Raw genomic sequence first — 23,439 nt, forward strand, 5'->3', positions numbered from 1 at the left:
CTTCACCCATCAGTGAAACCGCATACACTAAAGTGTCATTTACTCTCTTCAATAAGGGGCATCATGGTCTATCAAGCAGCGTCCTCCCGCTATCAGGAGATGAAGTATCATCGTTGTGGGCGGAGTGGGCTAATGCTCCCGGCTATCTCTCTGGGCCTGTGGCATAACTTTGGTGACAGCACGCTGTACGAAAATAGTCGTAATCTGATTCACCGCGCTTTTGATAGCGGCATCACTCATTTCGATTTAGCCAATAACTATGGCCCGCCTCCCGGATCTGCTGAGTTGAACTTTGGCCGAATCCTCCAGCAGGATCTGCGCCCTTACCGCGATGAACTGATTATCTCGTCCAAAGCGGGTTACACCATGTGGCCCGGCCCCTATGGTGACTGGGGTTCGAAGAAGTATCTGGTCGCCAGTATCAATCAAAGCTTGCAACGTATGGGGCTGGATTATGTTGATATCTTCTATCATCATCGCCCCGCTCCTAATACGCCATTGGAAGAGACTATGAGCACCTTGGATCTGCTGGTACGCCAAGGTAAAGCGCTGTATATCGGCTTATCCAACTACCCTGCGGCGCAAGCGCGTCAGGCTTTCGAGATTCTGGCAGCGTTGGGGACACCTTGCCTGATCCATCAGCCTAAATATTCCCTGTTTGAACGCGGGATTGAAGCCGAGCTGCAACAGACGCTGGATGAGTACGGGGTGGGGTCTATCGCCTTCTCTCCACTGGCGGGTGGTCTTTTGACGGATCGTTATTTAGCCGGTATCCCGCAGGACTCACGGGCGGCCAGTAGCAGTAAATTCCTTAGCCCTGAACAGCTTACGGCAGAGAAATTGACTAAAGTTCGTCGGCTGAATGAGCTGGCCCTTGCGCGTGGGCAGAAGCTGTCACAGATGTCTTTAGCATGGGTATTACGTGGCGGGCGGGTGACTTCAGCCCTGATCGGTGCCAGTAAAATCAGCCAGATTGACGATGCCGTGGGTATGTTGGCGAATACTGAATTTAGCGACGAAGAGATAAGTATCATCAATGCTATTTTGGTGTAAACGTTCTCTCTGTAATATTGGACGGGGGTACTCAACGGCCCCTGCTCCCTTCGCACCCATCCCCCACAGATAAATCCTAAATCCTTATTTTACAGTTTTATCCGAATCCCAGCGGTTGGCGAACTGTTTAAGATAGCACCATAGCCAATAAGGTCTGGTAAGGATTAATCATGTTAAAAGTGGCTGCGTTTAAGTCAACGATGTTGAAACTGAGTGTGGTGAGGCCGAGAAGGGTAAAGCCCCTACTGCTGATAACGATATTAGCTTGGTTGCCACTCATTCCGATGGCAAATGCCGAAAGTATTGAACTCTTACCCAGTGTCACGTTGAACATTGGCGAGCAAGATCGCAGCGGTAATTATTGGGATGGTTATGACTGGCGTGACCGCCAATGGTGGCAAGATCATCAGGGGCGGGATTTAGGCGAACGTAATCGCCATGGACATTACTGGGATGGGCATCGCTGGCAAAACAGAGATTGGTGGAAGAAAAACTACTATTACCGCGAAGGGCGCTATTGGAAATACGATAAGCACTATGACAAACACGGTAAAAAGCATCATAAGGGTAAAGGCCATGGTCACGGCCATCATGATGATTAACTAAAGAAAAACGGGCGGGTTATTTACCCACACTCGCCAATATATTTCGGCTAAATTAAGCTAATCAGCAGATAAGCATTGAGTCCAATCACAAACAAGACGACGAGTTTACCCAAAATCTGAGTGAATTTTGTATCCACCAGCTCACCCATCAACTCTTTATTCCCGGTGAAAACCAGCAATGGCACCAGCGCCAGTGCAATACCAAAACTCAGTAATACCTGACTCATCACTAAGATCTGTGTGGCATCGATCCCCACCATAATGACGATAAAGGAGGGCAGCATAGTTATCGAGCGACGCAACCACATCGGAATATAAAAGCGCACAAAACCCTGCATGACCACCTGCCCCGCCATGGTGCCCACGACAGTGGATGAAAGCCCAGCCGCTATCAAGCTCAAGCCAAAAACAGTGGCGGCGGCATTACCCAGCAGGGGTTGTAGGGTCAAATACGCCTCTTCGATTTCAGCAACATTCTGGTAACCACTGAAATGAAACGCCGCTGCGGCCGTCGCCATCATCGCCAGATTGACGAAACCCGCAATCGTCATCGCAATCGCCACATCAAATCGGGTCGAGGCATAACGCTGAGCTTTAGACTCTTTCCCTTCCGCTTGAGTTAACGCTGAATGCAGATAAATAACATGCGGCATGATGGTTGCCCCCAACACCCCGGCGGCTAAAAATACGGCGTTACCATTCGGTAAATTGGGGATCAGCATCCCACGGCCAAGCGCTGCAATATTGGGTTGAGAGAAAATCAGCTCGACGATATAGGCTGCCGCAACAAACAGTAACAAGCCGCCGACGACCAACTCGATCGGCTTTTGCCCCCGATTTTGCAGCATAAGAATAAGGAAAGTGGCAATCCCGGTCAGTACAGCCCCTTCCAATAATGTGACACCTAGCAGTAATTTAAAACCGATGGCCGCCCCGATAAATTCAGCCAGATCAGTCGCCATGACGATAATTTCAGCTTGTACCCAGTAGGCCCAAACCACGGGGCGCGGGAAGCGGTCACGAATATGCTCCGCCAGGTTTTTGCCCGTCGCAATACCGAGTTTGGCTGAGAGCAACTGAACCAACATCGCCATGACGTTGGCCCATACCACCACCCACAGCAAGGTATAACCGAACGAGGCACCGGCCTGAATATTTGTCGCGAAATTACCGGGATCAATATAAGCAATGGCAGCGATAAAAGCAGGCCCCATCAAGGAGAGTTTAGCTCTCCTCGATGTACGGCGGGATGTATCGACAGCACGGCTATTCAGCATTCAGTATGACCCTTGGAAAATAACGTCTTCTTTCTTATCACCAATAATATCCAAATGATAATAATTATCAAGCGCATTTAGATCAGCAAAACTTATCTCTCTGATAGGCGAACCCCATAAATCTGCCACATCACTATCCTTCACTTTTGCTTTCTGAAAAGTTGAGCTAAATGTGGCATCGCTATTTTCAAGACTGTTCACTAGAATAATTTAAACTAGCATAGCTAACCTACTGGCGTAGCAAATGTTTAGCAGCGATTTTTTTTGTGATCAACTCCGCTAATTTGTTTGCATTTATGAAAACGAATTTCTATATTTGCAGCCTACATCTCGTTTTTAATGTAGCCGTTACATAAAATGTCCACCAAAATCTAGCCTGCCTCAAATTTGGAGCACACATGTCCCATATTCTGCAGTTTGCGTTGGCCTTAGTCGTGGTGGCCATATTAGCTTTAGCGATCTGTAAAGATCGTAAAAGCATTCGCATTCGGTTTGTTATTCAATTGCTGGTTATTGAAGTGTTGTTGGCGTATTTCTTCCTTCATTCGGAAGTTGGATTAGGTTTTGTGAAAGGATTCGCCGGTTTATTCGACAAATTACTTGGATTTGCCGCGACCGGTACTGATTTTGTCTTTGGCAATATGGGTGATAAAGGTCTCGCCTTCTTCTTCCTGAGAGTGTTATGCCCTATCGTCTTTATCTCTGCTTTGATTGGTATTCTGCAATACATCAAAGTGCTGCCGATTGTTATTCGGATTATTGGTACTTTATTATCCAAAGTTAACGGCATGGGTAAGTTGGAATCATTCAACGCTGTCAGCTCACTGATTCTGGGTCAGTCTGAAAACTTCATCGCTTATAAAGACATTTTGGGCAAAATGTCTGAAAAACGTATGTACACCATGGCAGCAACCGCAATGTCGACAGTATCTATGTCGATTGTGGGTGCTTATATGTCAATGCTGGACGCGAAATTCGTGGTCGCGGCACTGGTGCTTAACATGTTCAGTACCTTTATCGTGTTGTCATTGATCAACCCGTATAAAGCGGAAGATGAAGAAGAGTTACAACTCAGTAACTTGCATGAAGGCCAAAGTTTCTTTGAAATGCTGGGTGAATATATCCTAGCCGGTTTCAAAGTAGCCATTATCGTTGCTGCCATGCTGATTGGTTTTATTGCATTGATTGCCGCAATGAATGCCTTATTCAGCCTGTTGTTCGGGATTAGCTTCCAGGGGATTCTAGGTTATGTGTTCTTCCCGTTTGCTTGGGTCATGGGTGTACCGACTCATGAAGCTTTGCAGGTCGGCGGTATCATGGCAACCAAGCTGGTTTCTAACGAATTCGTAGCAATGATGGACTTACAGAAAGTCGCCTCAGAACTGTCACCACGCAGTGTGGGCATTTTGTCCGTATTCCTGGTTTCATTCGCTAACTTCTCTTCTATCGGTATCGTCGCCGGTGCGATTAAGGGTCTGAATGAACATCAAGGCAATGTCGTTTCTCGCTTTGGCTTGAAACTGCTGTACGGCTCTACGCTGGTCAGTGTGCTGTCCGCCTCTATCGCGGGCCTAGTGCTCTAAGCTTCAGAAAAAACTCTCCAAAAGGCGCTACGGCGTCTTTTTTTATGTCTGCAATTCGGTGATGGGGAATTTGTTTGAATGATGGTCTGTTTGGGATATGACAGATTGGGGAATGTGTTGGGTGTTGGGTGTTGGGTGTTTAAGGGGAATAACTGGAAACTTGATAAATGGTGGGCCGTGCGGGATAACTTGTACTGCTACATAATGGTGGGCCGTGCGGGATGACTCGGCCTCTGGCCTCGCCCTTCGGGTCAACGCTGACGCGTTGCTGTCTCGCTTCGCTCGGCTCGAACCTGCACGCAGGGTCTCACCCACACGATTCTGGGTTGTTTGCGACGTATAAGTTTTGGGGAATAGAAGAGGTACTTGATATAATGGTGGGTCGTGCGGGATTCGAACCTGCGACCAATTGATTAAAAGTCAACTGCTCTACCAACTGAGCTAACGACCCATTATATAGACTTACTTGACATTTTTAGTGCTTATCGTGCGGGATTACTCATCCTGCGGATTCGCCCTTCGGGTCAACGCTGACGCGTTGCTGTCTCGCTTCGCTCGGCTCGAACCTTTAACCAATTGATTAAAAGTCAACTGCTCTACCAACTGAGCTAACGACCCACTATTATGGTGATGCATTTATAGCGTGATACAAATAAAAGAAGTGGTGGGCGATACCAGATTCGAACTGATGACCCCCTCCGTGTAAAGGAGATGCTCTACCAACTGAGCTAATCGCCCACTTCTACCTATTTGAATCTTAATGCCTTAAAACAATGAGTGATGAGTGGTGGGCGATACCAGATTCGAACTGATGACCCCCTCCGTGTAAAGGAGATGCTCTACCAACTGAGCTAATCGCCCTCATCTATCTCATTTTTACTACTTTAATCCACAACGCGTCGAGTTTGGTGGGCGATACCAGATTCGAACTGATGACCCCCTCCGTGTAAAGGAGATGCTCTACCAACTGAGCTAATCGCCCCGCCGTGTTGTTGGAGTCGCATTATAGGGATAGTTCGAAGTGAGTCAACGGTTTTTAAAACGAAAACAACCGTTCGCCGCAAATTTAAACAGGATGCGATATTTATCGCCGCTATGAGCGTTTGTTTAGCTATATCTGTCAGTAATCATCAATTGCATGTCGGTAACATCGTTGAGGAATTACTACAGGGTGGTAGAATGACGCCTACTTTTTCGAATTTCGAGCAACAGCCAGTGTCTGCTGGTTGGCGTAGCGTAATAAGGCATTGATCCCAATGAAAATCAAAACCCGTTTTGCCCCCAGCCCTACCGGCTATCTCCATGTAGGTGGTGCACGTACTGCACTCTACTCCTGGTTATTCACCCGTCATTTAGGCGGTGAATTTGTTCTGCGCATTGAAGACACCGATCTTGAGCGCTCAACTCAGGAAGCTATCGACGCCATTATGGACGGTATGAACTGGCTGAATCTGGATTGGGATGAAGGCCCGTATTTCCAGACCAAACGTTTCGATCGCTACAATGCCGTGATTGACCAAATGTTAGAAAAGGGCACGGCCTATCGTTGCTACTGTTCGAAAGAGCGTCTGGATGAGCTGCGCGAGGCCCAAATGGCTAATAACGAGAAGCCTCGCTATGATGGCCGCTGCCGTGATAGCCAATGTACCCATGGTGCAGATGAGCCGTCGGTAGTGCGTTTCCGTAACCCGCAAGAAGGCTCCGTTATTTTCGACGATAAAATCCGTGGGCCGATCGAATTCAGTAACCAAGAGCTGGATGATTTAATCATCCGTCGTACTGATGGTTCACCCACCTATAACTTCTGTGTCGTGGTCGATGACTGGGATATGGAGATCACGCATGTTATTCGTGGTGAAGACCATATCAACAATACACCTCGCCAGATCAATATTCTAAAAGCGCTGGGCGCACCCGTTCCTGAATATGCTCACGTTTCAATGATTCTGGGGGATGACGGCAAAAAACTGTCTAAACGTCACGGTGCAGTTGGCGTCATGCAATACCGCGATGACGGCTACCTGCCAGAAGCCTTGCTGAACTATTTGGTGCGTTTGGGTTGGTCACATGGCGATCAGGAGATTTTCTCTGTTGCCGAAATGACCGAGCTCTTTACTCTCGATGCGGTGAGCAAATCAGCCAGTGCTTTCAATACTGAAAAGCTGCAATGGCTGAACCACCACTATATCAATAGCTTGCCGCCAGAACATGTTGCTGTGCAGTTGTCGTGGCATGTGGAGCAGTTGGGTATCGATACACGTAACGGCCCTGAATTGGTTGAAATTGTTAAGCTACTGGGCGAGCGCTGTAAGACACTGAAAGAGATGGCGGAATCTTGCCGCTACTTCTACGAAGAGTTTGCTGAGTTCGACGTTGATGCCGCTAAAAAACATTTACGTCCTGTTGCACGCCAGCCGCTCGAAGCTGTCAAAGCTAAACTCGCGGCCATCACTGACTGGACCACCGAAAACGTACACCACGCCATTCAAGGCACCGCTGACGAATTAGGTGTAGGTATGGGGAAAGTGGGCATGCCGTTGCGTGTTGCTGTCACGGGTGCAGGCCAATCACCGGGGATGGACGTCACTGTTCATGCTATCGGTCAGGCTCGTTCACTGGCTCGAATTGATAAAGCACTGGCCTTTATCAGCGAACGCGAAGCTCAGCAGTAAAACGTAGTACTCTCAATATGATCAGGCGGCGACTCAGCCGCCTTTTTTATGTGGATAGCGTTATTAATTGTGAGCAGGATTCCATTTATTATGCTGTTTGCTGACTGATTTGGCGGCTTTTTCAGCGCTTAACGCGAGAAATCGAATTAGCCGTTGACACTGTTTCAGTGGTTTCATATCATGCGCCCCGTTCACACGATTTATTATGTGCGCATTGGGGCTATAGCTCAGCTGGGAGAGCGCTTGCATGGCATGCAAGAGGTCGACGGTTCGATCCCGTCTAGCTCCACCAAATTTTACTTTTTGATTAGCGACGTTTTATTGCGTAATCAAGTGGGTAAGATGGGTGGCACAGAGATAAATCATCACGAACAACCACATTTGTGGGGCTATAGCTCAGCTGGGAGAGCGCTTGCATGGCATGCAAGAGGTCGACGGTTCGATCCCGTCTAGCTCCACCACTCTTTAAAAAATCGGCTTATGGCCGATTTTTTGCTATCTAATGCTAACCCTTATCACGCGTCTCTGCTTCAACTTGCCATAAAACCAGCCACTCTCCATTTTGTCATTGACCCCTGTTACCCTGCATACTCTCTAACGGCATTGATTATCTTAGGAATAGCTCATGAACCAGCAACAACAACAAATCATTCAATGGCTCAATGCTGACTCTTATCGTATGCAGGCATTGTCTATTGCGCGTAAGCTCGGGCTGAGCCAGTGGTGCCTAGCGGCTGGATTTGTTCGCAATCTCGTGTGGGATCAGTTGCATGGACACCGCGCCCCGACACCACTCAATGATATTGACTTAGTCTATTTTGATGAGCAGAACATCAGCGAACAACATGATTTGCAGTTAGAAGCACAGTTACAGCAGCACAGCTTCTCCCAGCATCCCCCCTTCCCCTGGTCAGTAAAAAATCAGGCCAGAATGCATCTGCGCAGTGGCCGCCTGCCTTATAACAGCACAGAAGATGCCATCAGCTATTGGGTTGAAGTGGAAACGGCGATTGGTGCCAGACTCAAAGAAAATGGGGATATCGAATTGGTGGCACCGCTAGGGTTAGATGCGCTGTTTACCCACACCATTACTTTGAATGCGAAAAATGGGGATATCGACACCTATCACCAGCGCATCAATAGTAAAGATTGGCAACGACATTGGCCCGAATTGCGCTTGGTGGTTTAGCGGCTCAGCGCCCTGTTTTGGCACTCATAAAAACGCCAAGTGATAAGTTAGTGATAAGATTGTGTAAAACAGCCCTAGAGCGTTAAAGGTTAATATTCTGCCGTCGATAAGCATTACTCTATCCACGTTTTTCTAAGGAATAATGATGTCGAATACGATTTCAGCCGCCTCTACCTCAGTGAGCAGCAGTAGCTCTTCAGACAGCAGCACGGCCGCACAAATTAAGTCGCTTAATCAGCAGATTCAAAAACTGACAGAAAAATTAAGCACCTTAAAAGATTCTGGCTTGACCGCTGATGAGTTACAAAAACAGCAGCAACAAATTCAGAGTCAAATTGCGGCGCTGCAAGCTCAAGTTGCTCGCATTGAGGCACAGGAAGCGGAAAAAGCGAAAGAAGGAAAGGACGACACAGTGAGCCCGAGTACACCGACAGGTGATGGGGTCAACCGCCCTTCTGCTCAAAACCAGATTGACGTCTATATTTAATGCCATTTTTGTCCGACAAAACAATACATTGGCGATGGACGGATAGCGCCCATCGCCACGTTTTAGCCCCGTTTAAGCGGTTTGACCAAGCTATCTAAACCTTCCACCTTGATGGTCAGTGTCAGCTCCATCAACATGCCCAGCTTGCCTTGCGGAAATTCACCTTTGCGGGCGAACCACAGCAGGTACTCTTCAGGCAAATCAATCAATACCCGTCCTTGGTATTTACCAAAAGGCATTCGGGTATTGGCAATCTCAATTAGATTCTCTTTTTCCATCCTGCCCTCTGATGTTAGAACTATTCACCCAGCAGACGGATCATTTCTGCTTCATCAATGACGGTGATCCCCAGTTCCTGCGCTTTGACCAATTTTGAACCCGCAGCCTCACCGGCTATCACCAGATCCGTTTTCTTGGAGACACTGCCGCTCACTTTTGCCCCTAGGGCGGTCAGACGATCTTTCGCCTCGTCCCGCGAAAGGATTGTCAATGAGCCCGTCAAGACGACCGTTTTACCCGCAAACGGGCTGTCGATCTCTTCAGCAATAATCTGCTGCGGCTCCGGCCAACTGATCACCTTCTCCAGCGCCTCGATCACTTTCTGATTGTGCTCCTCACTGAGGAAGTTCAGCACGTGTTTAGCCACCACCTCACCCACATCTGGCACACTTTTGAGTGCGTCGATATCAGCCGCACGTAAATTGGCCATATTACGGAAGTGCGCTGCCAAATTAGCCGCCGTCGCCTCGCCCACTTCGCGGATACCCAAGGCATACAGGAAGCGCGCAAATGTAGTCTGTTTTGCTTTATCTAATGCCACAATCAGATTTTGTGCAGACTTCGGCCCCATCCGATCCAGCCCGGTCAGTTTACCTGCCGTCAGTTCGAACAAGTCAGCAGGATTCTCGACATACTGTTTTTCCACCAGTTGCTCGATAATTTTATCGCCCATTCCCTCCACATCCAGCGCCCGGCGGGAAACAAAGTGCTTGAGTGCCTCTTTACGTTGCGCAGCACAGAACAGGCCACCGGTACAACGAGCAACCGCCTCTCCTTCCACCCGTTCAATATCAGAACCACACACCGGGCAGTGCTCTGGGAAGAGGATCTCTTGCGCATCTTGCGGGCGTTGTTCCATCACCACACCCACCACTTGCGGGATCACATCACCCGCACGGCGCACAATGACGGTATCGCCGATACGTAAGCCAAGGCGTTCAATTTCATCGGCATTATGCAGTGTCGCATTGCTGACAATCACACCCGCCACTTGCACCGGCTCAAGGCGGGCAACTGGCGTGATAGCCCCCGTGCGCCCCACCTGAAACTCCACTTCACGGACTTGAGTTATCTGTTCTTGAGCGGGAAATTTGAACGCAGTCGCCCAGCGAGGCGCGCGCGCCACAAAGCCTAACTGCTCTTGTAAGTCTAGATCATCAACCTTGATGACTACCCCATCAATATCGAAACCTAAACTTGCGCGGTCTTGTTCAACCTGTCGATAGAAAGCAATCACCTGCTCGCTGCCGGTGCAGAGCTTCACGCGATGACTGACCGGTAAGCCCCAAGCTTTAAATTGCATCAGGCGTTGGATATGGCTGCGGGGAAGCTCGCCGCCATCTAGCAAACCCACGCCATAACAGAAGAAGGCCAATCGCCGTTTGGCCGTGATGCGGGGATCGAGCTGGCGCAACGATCCAGCAGCAGCATTTCGGGGGTTGGCGAAAACTTTGCCACCTTTGCGGCGCGCCTCGTCATTCAGTTGCTCAAAACCCGCTTGCGGCATAAAGACTTCACCACGCACTTCAACCCGCCGTGGGATGTTATCCCCCTGTAAGCGCAGTGGAATAGCACGAATAGTACGCACATTCGCGGTAATATTCTCACCCGTCGTTCCGTCACCACGGGTTGCCGCTCTGACCAATTCGCCCTCTTCATACAGTAAACTGACCGCCAGACCATCTAACTTCAGTTCACAGCAGAAAGTCAGCGGTTCCGCGCGTTTCAGGCGATCATGTACCCGTTTATCAAAAGCCAAATAGCTCTCTTCATCAAAGACGTTATCGAGAGAGAGCATCGGGACTTCATGTTTAACCTGCTCAAATGCATCGAGAGGTGCAGCCCCCACCCGCTGTGTCGGTGAGTCACTGGTGATCAATTCGGGATGTTGTGCTTCCAAATCGCGCAATTGCTGCATCAGACGATCATATTCAGCATCAGGGATCTCTGGGGCATCTAACACATGGTACTGATGTTCGTGATGGCGCAATGAGGTTCTTAGTTGATTAATTTGCTGAATTATCGATTCCATAGCTCACCATCAAAGATAAAAAACCCCCGGCATGCGGGGGTTCGGGTTAATTCGATTCATTGCGAGGCAACGTGATTAGGCGGTTGCGTTTGCATCCAGCACTTCGCGGATGCGGGCCTTATACGTTTCCAGTTTTTGCGGGGTCATCATGCGGCGCTCATCATCCAACACTACACCACCGACATCATCGGCAATACGTTGGGCAGATTGCAACATAAGCTTAAAGTTCTGATGTGCATCGCCATAAGATGGCACCATCATAAACATTGAGACACCCGGCGTTGAAAAATCAGCCATGGTATCAGGGTCAAAGGAACCCGGTTTTACCATATTCGCAAGACTGAATAATACGGGGCCACTGCCGGCTGGGCTAAGATGTCGATGGAAAATACCCATCTCGCCAAACTGGAAACCAGACTGAAGAACACTTTGTAGCAGCAACTCGCCGCCCAAAGCACCACCGTGATGTGCTGCAACATGCAGTACCAAAACGGTTTCTTTCAGTTTTTGCTGTTTCACCTCAGGGGCGGGAACAACAGGTTCTGGCTGTGGAGCCGCGCGAGGTGCAGGTTCTGCCGCATGTTGTGGCTCTACGTGTCGCGGTTGTGAATAGGATTCGTCAACCGATCCAAGCAAAGGATCACGCTGTGATTCATGCGGTGGTTGCTCAGCAGATAGCCCACCCAAAAGAGGGTCGTCATATTCTGTTTGCACTGAAGCAAAAGGCTGCTGACGAGACTCTGTCTTCACCTGAGCCGGCTTGGTTTCAGTGTGCTGAATAACCGGCATTTCTTCGTCATCGTCATCAATGTGACTAAACGAAGGCTTCTCCTGTGGATGAGCAGTGCGGACGCGCACTTCTCCTACCCCTTCATCGAGACTCTCGATTGGGGTTTCAACACGTTCTTGTTTCAGACGTTTAACTGGGCGATCGCGAAAAAGTGACGAGCGTTCTTTACGGCTGGTCCATAAACCATGCAATAACAACGCTATTATGGCGATCGCGCCAACAACGATTAATATCAGACGCAAATCCTGCATCATTACTATCTCTGTTGTTCCAATACATTGCCACCGCGGCAAACATTCACCCTTTAACTCTATTTCCCAACGAACACAAGTGCAAGTCCGTGCTCAATTTTCTTCGAAGAAAGATGATTATGCTAGATGTTTCGCTCATTTTTCGCACAATATGTGACTATGCAGTGGGAAATCATACCGATATGATACGCGGGTCGATAAGCTTATAGAGAACTGAATGGCATGGCGTATACGCAAAAAACGGTAAAAAAGGTGAGTGGTGTCCATTATTTTGCCCAAGGATGGCAGTTGATTACTCGTCCGGGCATCAAGAGATTCGTTATTTTGCCTTTGCTGGTGAATATTCTGCTGATGGGCGGCGCTTTTTGGTGGTTATTCAATCGGATAGGTGACTGGGTGCCACAATTAATGAGCTATGTTCCCGACTGGTTACAGTGGCTGAGTTATTTGCTGTGGCCCGTGATGGTGATTTCAGTGCTACTGGTGTTCAGTTACCTGTTCAGTACTCTGGCTAATTTTATCGCGGCCCCCTTTAGCGGGTTACTGGCCGAGCAACTGGAAGCCAGCCTGACCGGTAAGCCCCTGCCAGACACGGGCATTATGGGTATCGTGAAGGATCTACCGCGCATTATGGCGCGTGAATGGCGCAAATTGGCTTACTACCTGCCACGGGCCTTGGTGCTGTTGCTGCTGTACTTTATTCCGGGCATCGGTCAAACAGTGGCTCCGGTTCTGTGGTTCTTATTCAGTGCCTGGATGCTATCAATCCAATATTGCGATTATCCCTTTGATAACCATAAAGTGAGTTTTCAGGAGATGCGCAGTGCGTTGCGTCAGGATAAAGTCGATAACTTGCAATTTGGTGCACTGGTGAGCTTATTTACCATGATTCCATTCTTGAATCTGGTGATTATGCCAGTTGCGGTCTGCGGTGCCACAGCAATGTGGGTTGATCGCTATCGTGACCAGTTTATTCAACCATCACGATGATCGTCTAAGGGCGTGACAGCCACGCCCTTGTTATTGGGATTAAAACTTATTTCTTAATAACATATAGATATACCAATTACTTACTTCCATAGCCATACTGTTAGCGTATGCTTTGAACGTTTCCTACATTTTCATAGAGTTAAAGGACGGGCTATGAGCAAGATATATGAAGACAACTCTTTAACAATCGGCCATACGCCGCTGGTTCGTTTGAACCGTATCGGTAACGGACGCATTTTGGCAAAGGTTGAATCACGCAATCCAAGTTTCAGCGTTAAATGCCGTATCGGCGCAAATATGATTTGGGATGCTGAAAAACGCGGCATTCTGACGACAGATAAAGAACTGGTAGAGCCGACCAGCGGCAATACCGGTATTGCTCTGGCATTTGTTGCCGCCGCACGCGGTTACAAATTAACCCTGACCATGCCTGAAACCATGAGCATCGAGCGCCGCAAGCTGCTCAAAGCGCTAGGTGCCAATCTGGTGCTGACTGAAGGCGCTAAAGGAATGAAAGGGGCCATCGCTAAAGCGGAAGAAATTCAAGCGACTGACCCAGACCGCTACCTTATTTTGCAGCAGTTCAGCAATCCAGCAAACCCAGAGATTCATGAGAAAACCACTGGCCCGGAAATTTGGGAAGATACCGATGGCGAAGTCGATGTCTTTATCGCGGGTGTCGGTACAGGCGGCACCTTGACAGGTGTTAGCCGCTACATCAAAAACACCAAAGGTAAGGCGATTACCACGGTTGCAGTAGAGCCAACTGACTCTCCGGTGATTACTCAAGCATTGGCAGGTCAGGAAATCAAACCCGGTCCACATAAAATTCAGGGTATCGGTGCTGGCTTCATTCCCGGCAACCTCGATTTAACACTCGTCGATCGTGTCGCTTTGGTCACCAATGACGAAGCTATCTCCATGGCCCGCCGGTTGATGGATGAAGAGGGTATTTTGGCCGGTATTTCTTCCGGTGCTGCGGTGGCTGCGGCAGTCAAACTTTCTGAAGAAGATGGCTTTACTGACAAAACAATTGTGGTTATTCTTCCGTCCTCGGGTGAGCGCTATTTAAGCACGGCTTTGTTCGCAGATCTGTTCACTGAGCAAGAGCTGCAACAGTAGTCACGCCGTCGCACTAAATGCTAAAAAAGCACCCGCATGGGTGCTTTTTTTGTGGCGTACTTCAAAGTTTTTACTACATAAAGATTGATTTTAGCCTCTGGGTTTAGTATTTAACCGGACAATTATTTTGATACACGAAATTAATCGTATCTCCGGTGCTTCTCAGGCTGAATCGATTTATCTATTATGCAATGCGTTATGCAAAGCGACAAAAAATGTCATCAACTCACGCTGATTGAAGACATAACGCAAAGAGAGCATTATTCTTAGAGATGGCAGTGCCGATTTTAGACCTGAATTCAGGTTGCATCAGAAACTGTCTTTGTGACTTGCCAGTGGTTGAGGCATAGTCATGCGCGAGTCACGGCATCTCGTTTACGCGCACCAATACAGGCTAAAGTTTAGGTTCTACACTAGACTTTAGCTCCACAACATAAATCCAATAAGTTGGGGAAATACAATGTTCCAGCAAGAAGTTACTATTACTGCACCAAACGGTCTGCATACCCGCCCTGCTGCCCAGTTCGTAAAAGAAGCAAAAGGCTTTGCGTCTGAAATTACTGTGATCTCCAACGGTAAAAGCGCTAGCGCCAAGAGCCTGTTCAAACTGCAAACTCTGGGCCTGACCCAAGGTACTGTTGTTACGATCTCTGCTGAAGGCGAAGATGAGAAGAAAGCTGTTGAGCATCTGGTAAAACTGATGGCAGAGCTTGAGTAATCACGCGCGCTTTTTAAGTTAACACCAGTCAAGAGTAAGGTAGGGTTATGATTTCAGGCATTTTAGTATCACCGGGTATCGCTTTTGGTAAAGCACTTTTGCTGAAAGAAGATGAGATTGTTATCAACCGGAAAAAGATCTCTGCTGACCAAGTGGAGCAGGAAGTCGAGCGTTTCAAAACTGGCCGGGCCAAAGCCGCAGAACAGTTGGAAGCGATTAAGACCAAAGCTGAAGCAAGCCTCGGCGAAGAGAAAGCTGCCATCTTCGAAGGGCATATCATGCTGTTGGAAGACGAAGAGCTTGAGCAGGAAATCATAGCCCTCATCAAAGATGAGCATGCCACTGCCGATGCAGCCGCTTATTCAGTGATTGAAGGCCAGGCAAAAGCTCTGGAAGAGCTGGATGACGAATACCTAAAAGAACGTGCCGCTGACGTACGTGATATCGGTAAGCGCCTGCTGAAGAACATTCTCGGCCTGAACATTGTCGATTTAAGTGCGATTCAGGATGAAGTGATTCTGGTTGCCGCCGATCTGACACCGTCAGAGACCGCGCAGCTGAATCTGGATAAAGTGTTAGGGTTCATCACCGATTTAGGTGGCCGTACCTCTCACACCTCCATTATGGCCCGCTCATTGGAATTACCGGCTATCGTCGGGACGACCAATGCGACCAAAGAAATCCAGAATGACGACTATTTGATCATTGATGCGGTCAACAACAAAATCTATTTAAACCCGACTGCCGACGTTATTGAGCAGTTGAAAGCGGTGAAAAATCAGTACATCACCGAGAGAAATGATCTGGCCAAATTGAAAGACCTGCCAGCTATCACGCTTGATGGCCATCAGGTTGAAGTGGTTGCCAACATTGGTACTGTGCGTGATATCGCCGGCGCTGAACGTAATGGCGCTGAAGGTGTGGGTCTGTATCGTACCGAATTCCTGTTCATGGATCGCGACTCACTGCCGACGGAAGAAGAGCAGTTCCAGGCATATAAAGCCGTTGCGGAAGCTATGGGTTCTCAGGCCGTTATCGTCCGTACTATGGACATCGGCGGAGATAAAGACCTGCCGTACATGAACTTGCCGAAAGAAGAAAACCCATTCCTGGGCTGGCGCGCCATCCGTATTGCTATGGATCGCAAAGAGATTCTGCACGCTCAGTTGCGCGCCATCTTGCGGGCATCAGCATTCGGTAAATTGCGTATTATGTTCCCGATGATCATTTCGGTTGAAGAAGTACGTGAGCTGAAAGCAGAACTTGAGCTGCTTAAGAGCCAATTGCGTGAAGAAAATAAAGCCTTCGATGAGACTATCGAGGTCGGTGTGATGGTTGAAACACCAGCGGCAGCGGTCATCGCTCGCCATTTAGCTAAAGAAGTTGACTTCTTTAGTATTGGGACAAACGATCTAACTCAGTATACTCTGGCAGTAGATCGTGGTAATGAGCTGATTTCTCATCTCTATAATCCAATGTCGCCATCGGTATTGGGCCTGATCAAACAGGTTATTGATGCATCTCACGCTGAAGGTAAGTGGACCGGAATGTGCGGTGAACTTGCTGGCGACGAACGTGCTACACTGTTGCTATTGGGCATGGGGCTGGATGAGTTCAGCATGAGTGCGATTTCGATCCCACGCATCAAGAAAATTATCCGTAATACGAATTTCGAAGATGTGAAAGTGTTGGCGGAGCAGGCATTGGCTCAACCGACAGCGAAGGAATTGATGGATTTGGTTACCACATTCATTGAAGAAAAGACGCTCTGCTAATTCCACGATACTGGAACGCTGCCCAATATAAATACTTAGGAGAAGATCATGGGTTTGTTCGATAAACTGAAATCACTGGTTTCAGATGATAAAAAAGACAGTGGTACTATTGAAATTGTTGCACCATTGTCTGGCGAAATCGTCAACATCGAAGATGTTCCTGATGTTGTATTTGCAGAGAAAATCGTTGGTGATGGTATTGCCATCAAGCCTTCAGGCAACAAAATGGTTGCTCCTGTTGACGGCACCATTGGTAAAATTTTCGAAACTAACCATGCTTTTTCTATCGAATCAGACAGCGGCATTGAGCTGTTCGTCCACTTCGGTATTGATACTGTTGAACTGAAAGGCGAAGGCTTCAAACGCATCGCTGAAGAGGGTCAACGCGTCAAGAAAGGTGATGTGGTTATTGAGTTCAATCTGGCCCTGCTGGAAGAGAAAGCCAAGTCTACATTGACGCCGGTTGTTATCTCCAACATGGACGAGATCAAAGAGCTGATCAAATTGTCCGGTAGTGTCACCGTAGGTGAGACGCCAATCATCCGTATTAAGAAGTAACTTTTCTTGCTACGAATAAGAAACGGCACCCACGGGTGCCGTTTTTGTTAGCTAAAATCCCTTTTTATTAGCTAAAATCCATTGTCAGCTAAAACACATTAATCTGCTGCAACCCAACGCGGCACCCGCAGTGTAATCACCAATCCGCCCTGTTCGCCATTTCTGGCTTCTACCTGCCCACCAAGGGCCAGAATCACTTTGCGCGTAATGGCTAGCCCCAAGCCGTAGCCTTTGCCAGACATCGCTGATTTTACACGCACGAAAGGATCGAAAATGCAGGATAACTTGCTCTCTTCTACCCCCGGCCCTTGATCTGCCACCTGAATCTGGTAATTCTTCTCAACGGGTGAAAGCGTCACTTTGACCTGCTGGCCCTGAGCGGAGAAACGCAACGCGTTGCGGACGATATTATCAATCGCCCGCCGCATCAGCTCGGCATTGCCTTTCACCGTATACTCGACGGGCTGCGGCGCGACTTGTAGCAGAATGTCCACTCCCGGCACCTGCGCCTCATAGCGGGCATCATTCACCACCACTTTCACTAATTCGTGCAGGTCAAAATATTCATCGTCATCAGACAAATCGTGGTTTTCGGCACGTGATAGCGCCAATAGCTCGCCAATCATCTTATCTAGCCGCTCCGACTCATGCTCAATGCGCTGTAGTGAGTTCTCCACCTTGCTGGGGTTTTGGCGCGCCAAGCCGATAGCCAATTGCAAACGAGCCAACGGCGAACGTAGCTCATGAGAGACATCATGCAGTAACTGTTCACGGGCGCTGACCAGCACCTCAAGGCGCTCAGCCATTGAGTCAAAGTCACGCGCCACTTCGGTCAGCTCATCATGGCGACGACGCATCACAGGCAATAATCGTACTGACAAATCGCCCTGTGCCACCCGCTCAAAACCGGCCCGCAACTGGCGCATCGGCCGCGTCAGATTCCAGGCAAGTAACGCGCTGAAGAACAGGCCGCCTAATAGCCCCATCCAGATCATCGGGATCGGAATATTGAGTATTTCACGTCGTTTCTCTCTCGGCTCCCCTCCCCCCTGCAATCCATCAATGTTATAGCTGATACGATACCCCTGCCCATCGGGACCTTGAGTCCAACTGATGACTTCCGAGCGATGAGATGCAGCCTCATTACCTGTGGGCGCGGTTTTCCCCTCGGGGACAGCTTCAGTCATTGGCACAATCATTGTGGCGGGCGAGACTGATAACTGGTTTTTATCTGCCGCTGGCCAGTCGGCCATCATGGTATTCAGTGCAGGCAAGCCGCCGGAATGCACTACCGAAGCGGCTGACACCACCTGTAACTTGGCAAGCTGCCGGACCCTTTCGCGCTCCGGTGGCTCATGGCGATTCCCGTAGAAAGAGAACACCAGCCACAACATTTGGGTCATTAAAATAAAGGTCACCCAGAAACCCAACAGGATTTTCCAGAACAATCGTCCACGCATAGGCTATCTCACTTCATTTATGGGGATTATCTGATGCGATAGCCAATACTGCGTACCGTTTCGATATTCAGGGTGTTCCCCGGCAGCGCGGCCAACTTCTGGCGGATATTACTGATATGTACATCAACACTGCGGTCATAAGCTTCCCGTGGTCGCCCTAACCCTTTATCCGATAACTCATCTTTGGTCACCACGCGATCCGGCGAACGCAACAGCAATTCCAGTAAATTAAATTCTGAGGCGGTCAAATCAAATGACGTCCCTTGCCATTCACTGCTGCGGGTTGACGGGTTGAGTGTCAAATCCCCGTGTGTAATCACGCCGTCATCAGTAGACGATAAGTCTGGATGTTCGTCGAAACGGCGCAATACTGCGCGCAACCGCGCCACTAGCTCACGGGGATAACATGGCTTCGGCATGTAATCATCAGCCCCCATTTCAAGACCGATAACTCGGTCAATATTGTCGCCTTTGGCCGTCAGCATAATGATCGGTAAACGGCTTTTTTTACGCACTTGCCGCAACACGTCGATACCACTCATATCAGGCAACATAATGTCGAGGATCAAGGCGGTATAGTCACCGGACAAGGCACGATCAATGCCCTCTTTACCCGTTAATACCAGCTCAGCATTAAATCCCTCGCCGCTCAGGTACTCCCGCAACATGGTGCCCAGTTCAACATCATCATCGACTAACAAAATCTTCATTTTCTAACTCTCCTGCCTGATTTCAGCTATTTTCATGCCTATTTGACGCGCACGCAGCCGGTTTTACTCAATCCTTACATAATTTTGAATCCCACTTAACTCACCCCCCAGCCTGCTTGGCGGTAAATTATCCCCCTGCATTTGGCTTCACCATTCTCTTCATTGTGGTTCAAGGATTTTTGATTAAATATGCTACAGGTTATCCGATCGAAACGTCGCTTTATTGGGTTGGCGGTTGTGCTGTTGCTCGCTGGCGGTGTGCTGCTCTTCAAATTGATCTCTCCGGCGGATAAACCCGGCTATATCACCGCTGCGGCTGAAACCCGCACACTGGAACAGACTGTTTTGGCTGATGGCACCATCAAGGCAAAAAAACAGGTCACTGTTGGCGCACAAGTTTCAGGGCAGATCAAAGCCCTTCATGTCACCCTAGGACAGCAAGTTGAAAAAGGCCAGTTAGTCGCCGAAATTGATGATCTTACGCAGCAAAATGCCCTGAAAGATGCACAAGAAGCACTGAAAAATGTGTTAGCGCAACGCGCGGCGAAAGTCGCGACACAGAAGAATAACCAGTTAACCTATCGGCGCCAGCAGCAAATCCTCGCCAAGGGCCTCGCCGCACGGGCCGATTTTGATAGCGCCAAAGCGACACTAGAGAGCACTCAAGCTGAAATAAATGCGCTGGATGCTCAAATTGCGCAGGCCGAAATCGCCGTCAATACTGCCAAACTTAATCTTGGTTATACCAAAATCAGCTCGCCGATCGCCGGTACAGTAGTGGCGATTCCGGTTGAAGAGGGGCAAACCGTCAACGCGGTACAAAGCGCGCCCACCATTATTAAGGTCGCTCAGCTTGATACCATGACTGTCGAAGCGCAGATCTCTGAAGCGGACGTGGTCAAAGTCAAAGCCGGTATGCCCGTTTACTTCACTATTTTAGGCGAGCCTGAACAGCGCTTCAGCGCCACATTACGCGCCATAGAACCCGCCCCTGACTCAATAAATGATGAGACCACCACCTCATCAAGCTCCAGTAGCAGCACCACGTCCACCACTACCGCCATCTACTATAACGGCCTATTTGATGTGGCAAACCCGCACGGTGCATTACGTATTTCGATGACAGCGCAGGTCTATATCGTGCTGCATAAAGCCGAAAACGCCGTGGTGATCCCCGCCACGGCATTGGAAACTCGGCAAGGAAAGCCTCAGGTTCAGGTGGTCAGCGACAACGGCAAAGTCAGTGTGCGCGAAGTCAGTGTCGGGCTAAACAACAATGTCGAAGCCCAGATTATCTCCGGTTTGCAAGCCGGGGAGCAGGTGATTGTGAGCCAAGCGACGGCCACCACCACCAACAACAATAAGGCCCAGCGTATGGGCCCGCCGATGGGGATGTAACGGATGACTGACCTTAACCCAAGCAAGATTTTGCTTCAGCTCGACAACGTGAGCCGCTGGTTTATCAGTGGTGAAGAGAGGGTTCGCGTGCTGAAAAACATCAACTTGACGATTTACAGCGGCGAAATGGTAGCGATTGTCGGGGCATCCGGTTCCGGTAAATCAACACTCATGAACATTCTTGGCTGTCTGGACAAACCCAGCTCAGGAGAGTATCTGGTGGCCGGGCGTATCCCGCAGCATTTGGACAGCGACACACTCGCCGAGCTACGCCGCGAACATTTCGGCTTTATTTTTCAGCGCTATCATTTACTGAATGATTTAAGTGCCCGAGAAAATGTGGAGATACCGGCGATTTATGCGGGCATTGATCGTGAAGAGCGGCACCAGCGTGCGAGTGCTCTCTTATCCCGCCTCGGACTGGCGGATCGGCTGGAGTATCGCCCAAGTCAACTCTCCGGCGGGCAACAGCAGCGGGTCAGTATCGCCAGAGCGCTGATGAATGGCGGCGAGGTTATTCTGGCCGATGAACCCACGGGCGCTCTTGATACTCACAGCGGCAATGAAGTCTTAAGCATCCTTAAAGAGCTGCATCGACAAGGCCATACAGTGGTGATTGTCACTCACGATATGTCGATTGCGGAACATGCCCAGCGGATTATCGAGCTAAGGGATGGCGAGATAATTGCGGATAGAACCCAGCAACAAGCTGTACCGCAAGAGCAACAGCGCCCGAACAGCATAGCAGAAATAGCCCCCCAGACGGCCCCAAAAACCGTTCTATCGCCTTGGAAAGCCCAACGAGACCGTCTGCGAGAGGCGTTCAAAATGGCAACACTGGCGATGGCTGCGCAGCGCCTTCGCACCCTGCTAACCATGCTAGGGATCATTATCGGCATTGCATCCGTGGTTTCCGTCGTGGCGCTGGGCAAGGGGTCACAACAGCAGGTACTCGCCAATATCAATGCGATGGGCACCAGCACGCTGGAGATTTTCCCCGGTAAAGATTTCGGCGATATGCGCTCTGCGGCCATTCAAACTTTGCGGGCCACCGACGCCGATGCCCTCGCGAAACAGGGCTATATCCACAGCGTGACACCCGCAGTCTCCACCAGTACCACTCTGCGCTACGGCAATAAATCGGTCAGTGGCACAGTGAATGGTGTCGGTGAGCAATACTTTATGGTGCGCGGCTATAGCATTGCGCAAGGGATGGCATTTACCCGTGCCAGTGTCGATGGGCTGATGCAAGAAGCGGTTATTGATGAAAATACGCGCGATAAGCTGTTTCCCAATGGCGAAAAACCCTTGGGTAAAGTGGTGCTGCTCGGCTCCCTGCCCTGTCGGGTGATTGGGGTGGCGGCCAAAAAACAGAGCGGCTTTGGCAGTGATGAAAATCTGAATGTGTGGATACCTTACACCACCGCCATGAGTCGTATGCTGGGGCAATCCTATCTGCGAAGTATTACTGTGCGAGTCAATGATGATATTGATCTAGCGAATGCCGAACAGGGGGTAACCAAACTGCTGACCCAACGTCACGGCACACAGGACTTTTTCGTGATGAACACGGATAGCATCCGCCAGACCATCGAGAAAACCACCTCAACCATGACATTGCTGGTATCGATGATTGCCGTTATCTCATTAGTGGTCGGCGGTATTGGAGTGATGAATATCATGTTGGTCTCCGTCGCAGAGCGCACGAAAGAGATTGGTGTGCGGATGGCGGTCGGTGCTAGGGCTAGCGATATTATGCAGCAATTCTTGATTGAAGCGGTTCTAGTGTGTCTGCTCGGCGGCTGCATCGGGGTAGTACTATCACTGGGCATCGGTCTGTTGTTCAGTCAGTTCAGCAGCAGCTTTTCGATGGTTTACTCGGCGACCTCCATTATCACCGCATTTATCTGTTCCAGCTTAATTGGTGTGATTTTTGGTTTATTTCCCGCGAAAAAGGCAGCAGAAATGGACCCAATTAGGGCGTTAGAACGAGAATGACCTTATTTCCGCGCTTAGAATCTTTATTAATCCTATTATCTTTAATGCATCAGTCATGAATAAAAAACCGCAAACACACTTGCGATACAAAGCGTCGTAGATATATAAATACAAAAGATAAAACAACCATCCCTTACCTGAAAAGGTAAGGGGATTCCTAATTCCAACATTATTAACAACGCAGAAACCCAAAACACTTAAAACAAAAATACAATAAAAAACAATGCGTTAAATAAGAAGTATTTATTGTGAGAATTTTCTTACAAAACCAAGATATTTCGCAAAAAGTATAAGAATGAAACAGTCAAATTAAAACATACGATTTTAATGGTCTTTACATAATCCATACCCTGCGGTATCGTACGCATATAAAACATTAGAACTACGATCATACCAGAAAATTACCTCCTATTTTCACGGCACACATATAAATACCGCCATCCTTTGGCATGGATATTTTCCGCTATATCAATATGGCGTGATCTCTTTTTG

The 23,439-nt window shown here is 48.9% G+C and carries 20 protein-coding genes, 6 tRNA genes and 2 other RNA genes; 15 read left to right on the forward strand and 13 right to left on the reverse strand.

Features of this window, described 5'->3' with window-relative positions; all coding sequences use genetic code 11:
* The first annotated feature begins 63 nt into the window (after window positions 1-63).
* Both HRD69_RS19050 and HRD69_RS19055 read left to right on the forward strand, forming a co-directional pair.
* Window positions 64-1,053, forward strand: coding sequence for an aldo/keto reductase (locus HRD69_RS19050; RefSeq protein ID WP_172984635.1), 990 nt, complete (start codon window positions 64-66; stop codon window positions 1,051-1,053).
* 170 nt (window positions 1,054-1,223) lie between these two features.
* Complete coding sequence (locus HRD69_RS19055; protein WP_072079753.1) at window positions 1,224-1,655, forward strand: DUF2502 domain-containing protein; 432 nt, start codon at window positions 1,224-1,226, stop codon at window positions 1,653-1,655.
* A 50-nt stretch (window positions 1,656-1,705) separates the two neighbouring features.
* On the opposite strand, the gene HRD69_RS19060 is transcribed toward HRD69_RS19055, so the two are convergent.
* The gene (locus HRD69_RS19060) at window positions 1,706-2,935 is read right to left on the reverse strand and encodes an Nramp family divalent metal transporter (protein WP_032815527.1); all 1,230 of its coding nucleotides are present in this window, start codon (window positions 2,933-2,935) and stop codon (window positions 1,706-1,708) included.
* Window positions 2,936-3,064 (reverse strand): hypothetical protein, encoded by a 129-nt coding sequence (locus HRD69_RS20745; protein WP_261371966.1) that lies wholly within the window; start codon window positions 3,062-3,064, stop codon window positions 2,936-2,938. It abuts the gene before it with no gap.
* Between the two features lie 269 nt (window positions 3,065-3,333).
* Here HRD69_RS20745 and HRD69_RS19065 point away from each other — a divergent pair, with 269 nt between their 5' ends.
* The gene (locus HRD69_RS19065; RefSeq protein ID WP_004877768.1) at window positions 3,334-4,518 is read left to right on the forward strand and encodes a NupC/NupG family nucleoside CNT transporter; all 1,185 of its coding nucleotides are present in this window, start codon (window positions 3,334-3,336) and stop codon (window positions 4,516-4,518) included.
* 205 nt (window positions 4,519-4,723) lie between these two features.
* Here the strand turns inward: HRD69_RS19065 and HRD69_RS19070 are convergent.
* The 6 genes from HRD69_RS19070 to HRD69_RS19095 all read right to left on the reverse strand — a co-directional run bounded on the left by HRD69_RS19070 (window position 4,724) and on the right by HRD69_RS19095 (window position 5,500).
* A non-coding RNA gene (locus HRD69_RS19070) (RtT sRNA) lies at window positions 4,724-4,849 on the reverse strand.
* A gap of 44 nt (window positions 4,850-4,893) precedes the next feature.
* Window positions 4,894-4,969: transfer RNA gene (locus HRD69_RS19075), tRNA-Lys, on the reverse strand.
* 27 nt (window positions 4,970-4,996) lie between these two features.
* Window positions 4,997-5,129: non-coding RNA, RtT sRNA (locus HRD69_RS19080), on the reverse strand.
* 51 nt (window positions 5,130-5,180) lie between these two features.
* Window positions 5,181-5,256 (reverse strand) — tRNA-Val (locus HRD69_RS19085).
* Between the two features lie 47 nt (window positions 5,257-5,303).
* Window positions 5,304-5,379 (reverse strand) — tRNA-Val (locus HRD69_RS19090).
* 45 nt (window positions 5,380-5,424) lie between these two features.
* Window positions 5,425-5,500 (reverse strand) — tRNA-Val (locus HRD69_RS19095).
* A 274-nt stretch (window positions 5,501-5,774) separates the two neighbouring features.
* On the opposite strand from HRD69_RS19095, the gene gltX reads away from it, so the two are divergent.
* The 5 genes from gltX (at window position 5,775) to HRD69_RS19120 (ending at window position 8,866) form a co-directional block, all read left to right on the forward strand.
* The gene (gltX, locus tag HRD69_RS19100; RefSeq protein ID WP_004877766.1) at window positions 5,775-7,190 is read left to right on the forward strand and encodes a glutamate--tRNA ligase; all 1,416 of its coding nucleotides are present in this window, start codon (window positions 5,775-5,777) and stop codon (window positions 7,188-7,190) included.
* A 216-nt stretch (window positions 7,191-7,406) separates the two neighbouring features.
* Window positions 7,407-7,482 (forward strand) — tRNA-Ala (locus HRD69_RS19105).
* A 93-nt stretch (window positions 7,483-7,575) separates the two neighbouring features.
* Window positions 7,576-7,651 (forward strand) — tRNA-Ala (locus tag HRD69_RS19110).
* A gap of 164 nt (window positions 7,652-7,815) precedes the next feature.
* Window positions 7,816-8,379 carry a nucleotidyltransferase family protein gene (locus HRD69_RS19115; RefSeq protein ID WP_004877764.1) on the forward strand — a complete coding sequence of 188 codons (564 nt, stop codon included), beginning with the start codon at window positions 7,816-7,818 and terminating at the stop codon, window positions 8,377-8,379.
* A gap of 145 nt (window positions 8,380-8,524) precedes the next feature.
* On the forward strand, window positions 8,525-8,866 hold the full coding sequence (locus HRD69_RS19120; RefSeq protein ID WP_032815526.1) for a FlxA-like family protein: 342 nt from the start codon (window positions 8,525-8,527) through the stop codon (window positions 8,864-8,866).
* Window positions 8,867-8,928: 62 nt separating this feature from the next.
* On the opposite strand, the gene HRD69_RS19125 is transcribed toward HRD69_RS19120, so the two are convergent.
* From HRD69_RS19125 to zipA, 3 genes are all read right to left on the reverse strand, one after another.
* Window positions 8,929-9,144: a DUF3820 family protein gene (locus tag HRD69_RS19125; protein WP_004877760.1), complete on the reverse strand. Its 216-nt coding sequence runs from the start codon at window positions 9,142-9,144 to the stop codon at window positions 8,929-8,931.
* Between the two features lie 20 nt (window positions 9,145-9,164).
* Entirely contained in the window at window positions 9,165-11,177 is a 2,013-nt protein-coding gene (gene ligA / locus HRD69_RS19130) for an NAD-dependent DNA ligase LigA (RefSeq protein ID WP_004877758.1), read from the reverse strand.
* A gap of 75 nt (window positions 11,178-11,252) precedes the next feature.
* Window positions 11,253-12,221, reverse strand: a complete 969-nt coding sequence (gene zipA, locus HRD69_RS19135; RefSeq protein ID WP_004877756.1) for a cell division protein ZipA — start codon at window positions 12,219-12,221, stop codon at window positions 11,253-11,255.
* Between the two features lie 219 nt (window positions 12,222-12,440).
* On the opposite strand from zipA, the gene cysZ reads away from it, so the two are divergent.
* The 5 genes from cysZ to crr all read left to right on the forward strand — a co-directional run bounded on the left by cysZ (window position 12,441) and on the right by crr (window position 17,381).
* Window positions 12,441-13,208, forward strand: a complete 768-nt coding sequence (cysZ, locus tag HRD69_RS19140; protein WP_004877755.1) for a sulfate transporter CysZ — start codon at window positions 12,441-12,443, stop codon at window positions 13,206-13,208.
* A 153-nt stretch (window positions 13,209-13,361) separates the two neighbouring features.
* A complete protein-coding gene (cysK, locus tag HRD69_RS19145) occupies window positions 13,362-14,330 on the forward strand; it encodes a cysteine synthase A (RefSeq protein WP_004877754.1) in 969 nt (322 codons plus the stop codon).
* Between the two features lie 460 nt (window positions 14,331-14,790).
* Window positions 14,791-15,048 carry a phosphocarrier protein Hpr gene (gene ptsH / locus HRD69_RS19150; RefSeq protein WP_004393588.1) on the forward strand — a complete coding sequence of 86 codons (258 nt, stop codon included), beginning with the start codon at window positions 14,791-14,793 and terminating at the stop codon, window positions 15,046-15,048.
* A 47-nt stretch (window positions 15,049-15,095) separates the two neighbouring features.
* Window positions 15,096-16,823, forward strand: coding sequence for a phosphoenolpyruvate-protein phosphotransferase PtsI (ptsI, locus tag HRD69_RS19155; RefSeq protein ID WP_049610650.1), 1,728 nt, complete (start codon window positions 15,096-15,098; stop codon window positions 16,821-16,823).
* Between the two features lie 48 nt (window positions 16,824-16,871).
* Window positions 16,872-17,381: a PTS glucose transporter subunit IIA gene (gene crr, locus HRD69_RS19160; protein ID WP_004392561.1), complete on the forward strand. Its 510-nt coding sequence runs from the start codon at window positions 16,872-16,874 to the stop codon at window positions 17,379-17,381.
* 98 nt (window positions 17,382-17,479) lie between these two features.
* Here the strand turns inward: crr and HRD69_RS19165 are convergent, their stop codons facing one another.
* Window positions 17,480-18,841 (reverse strand): ATP-binding protein, encoded by a 1,362-nt coding sequence (locus HRD69_RS19165; protein WP_004877188.1) that lies wholly within the window; start codon window positions 18,839-18,841, stop codon window positions 17,480-17,482.
* A gap of 26 nt (window positions 18,842-18,867) precedes the next feature.
* On the reverse strand, window positions 18,868-19,551 hold the full coding sequence (locus HRD69_RS19170) for a response regulator transcription factor (RefSeq protein WP_004877185.1): 684 nt from the start codon (window positions 19,549-19,551) through the stop codon (window positions 18,868-18,870).
* 189 nt (window positions 19,552-19,740) lie between these two features.
* On the opposite strand from HRD69_RS19170, the gene HRD69_RS19175 reads away from it, so the two are divergent.
* Together HRD69_RS19175 and HRD69_RS19180 are read left to right on the forward strand one after the other, a co-directional pair.
* Window positions 19,741-20,949, forward strand: a complete 1,209-nt coding sequence (locus tag HRD69_RS19175; RefSeq protein ID WP_004877182.1) for an efflux RND transporter periplasmic adaptor subunit — start codon at window positions 19,741-19,743, stop codon at window positions 20,947-20,949.
* A 3-nt stretch (window positions 20,950-20,952) separates the two neighbouring features.
* Window positions 20,953-22,947: a MacB family efflux pump subunit gene (locus tag HRD69_RS19180; protein ID WP_004877180.1), complete on the forward strand. Its 1,995-nt coding sequence runs from the start codon at window positions 20,953-20,955 to the stop codon at window positions 22,945-22,947.
* Window positions 22,948-23,439: the final 492 nt, after the last annotated feature.

Source organism: Yersinia mollaretii ATCC 43969 (genome assembly GCF_013282725.1).
Taxonomy (GTDB): Bacteria; Pseudomonadota; Gammaproteobacteria; order Enterobacterales; family Enterobacteriaceae; genus Yersinia; species Yersinia mollaretii.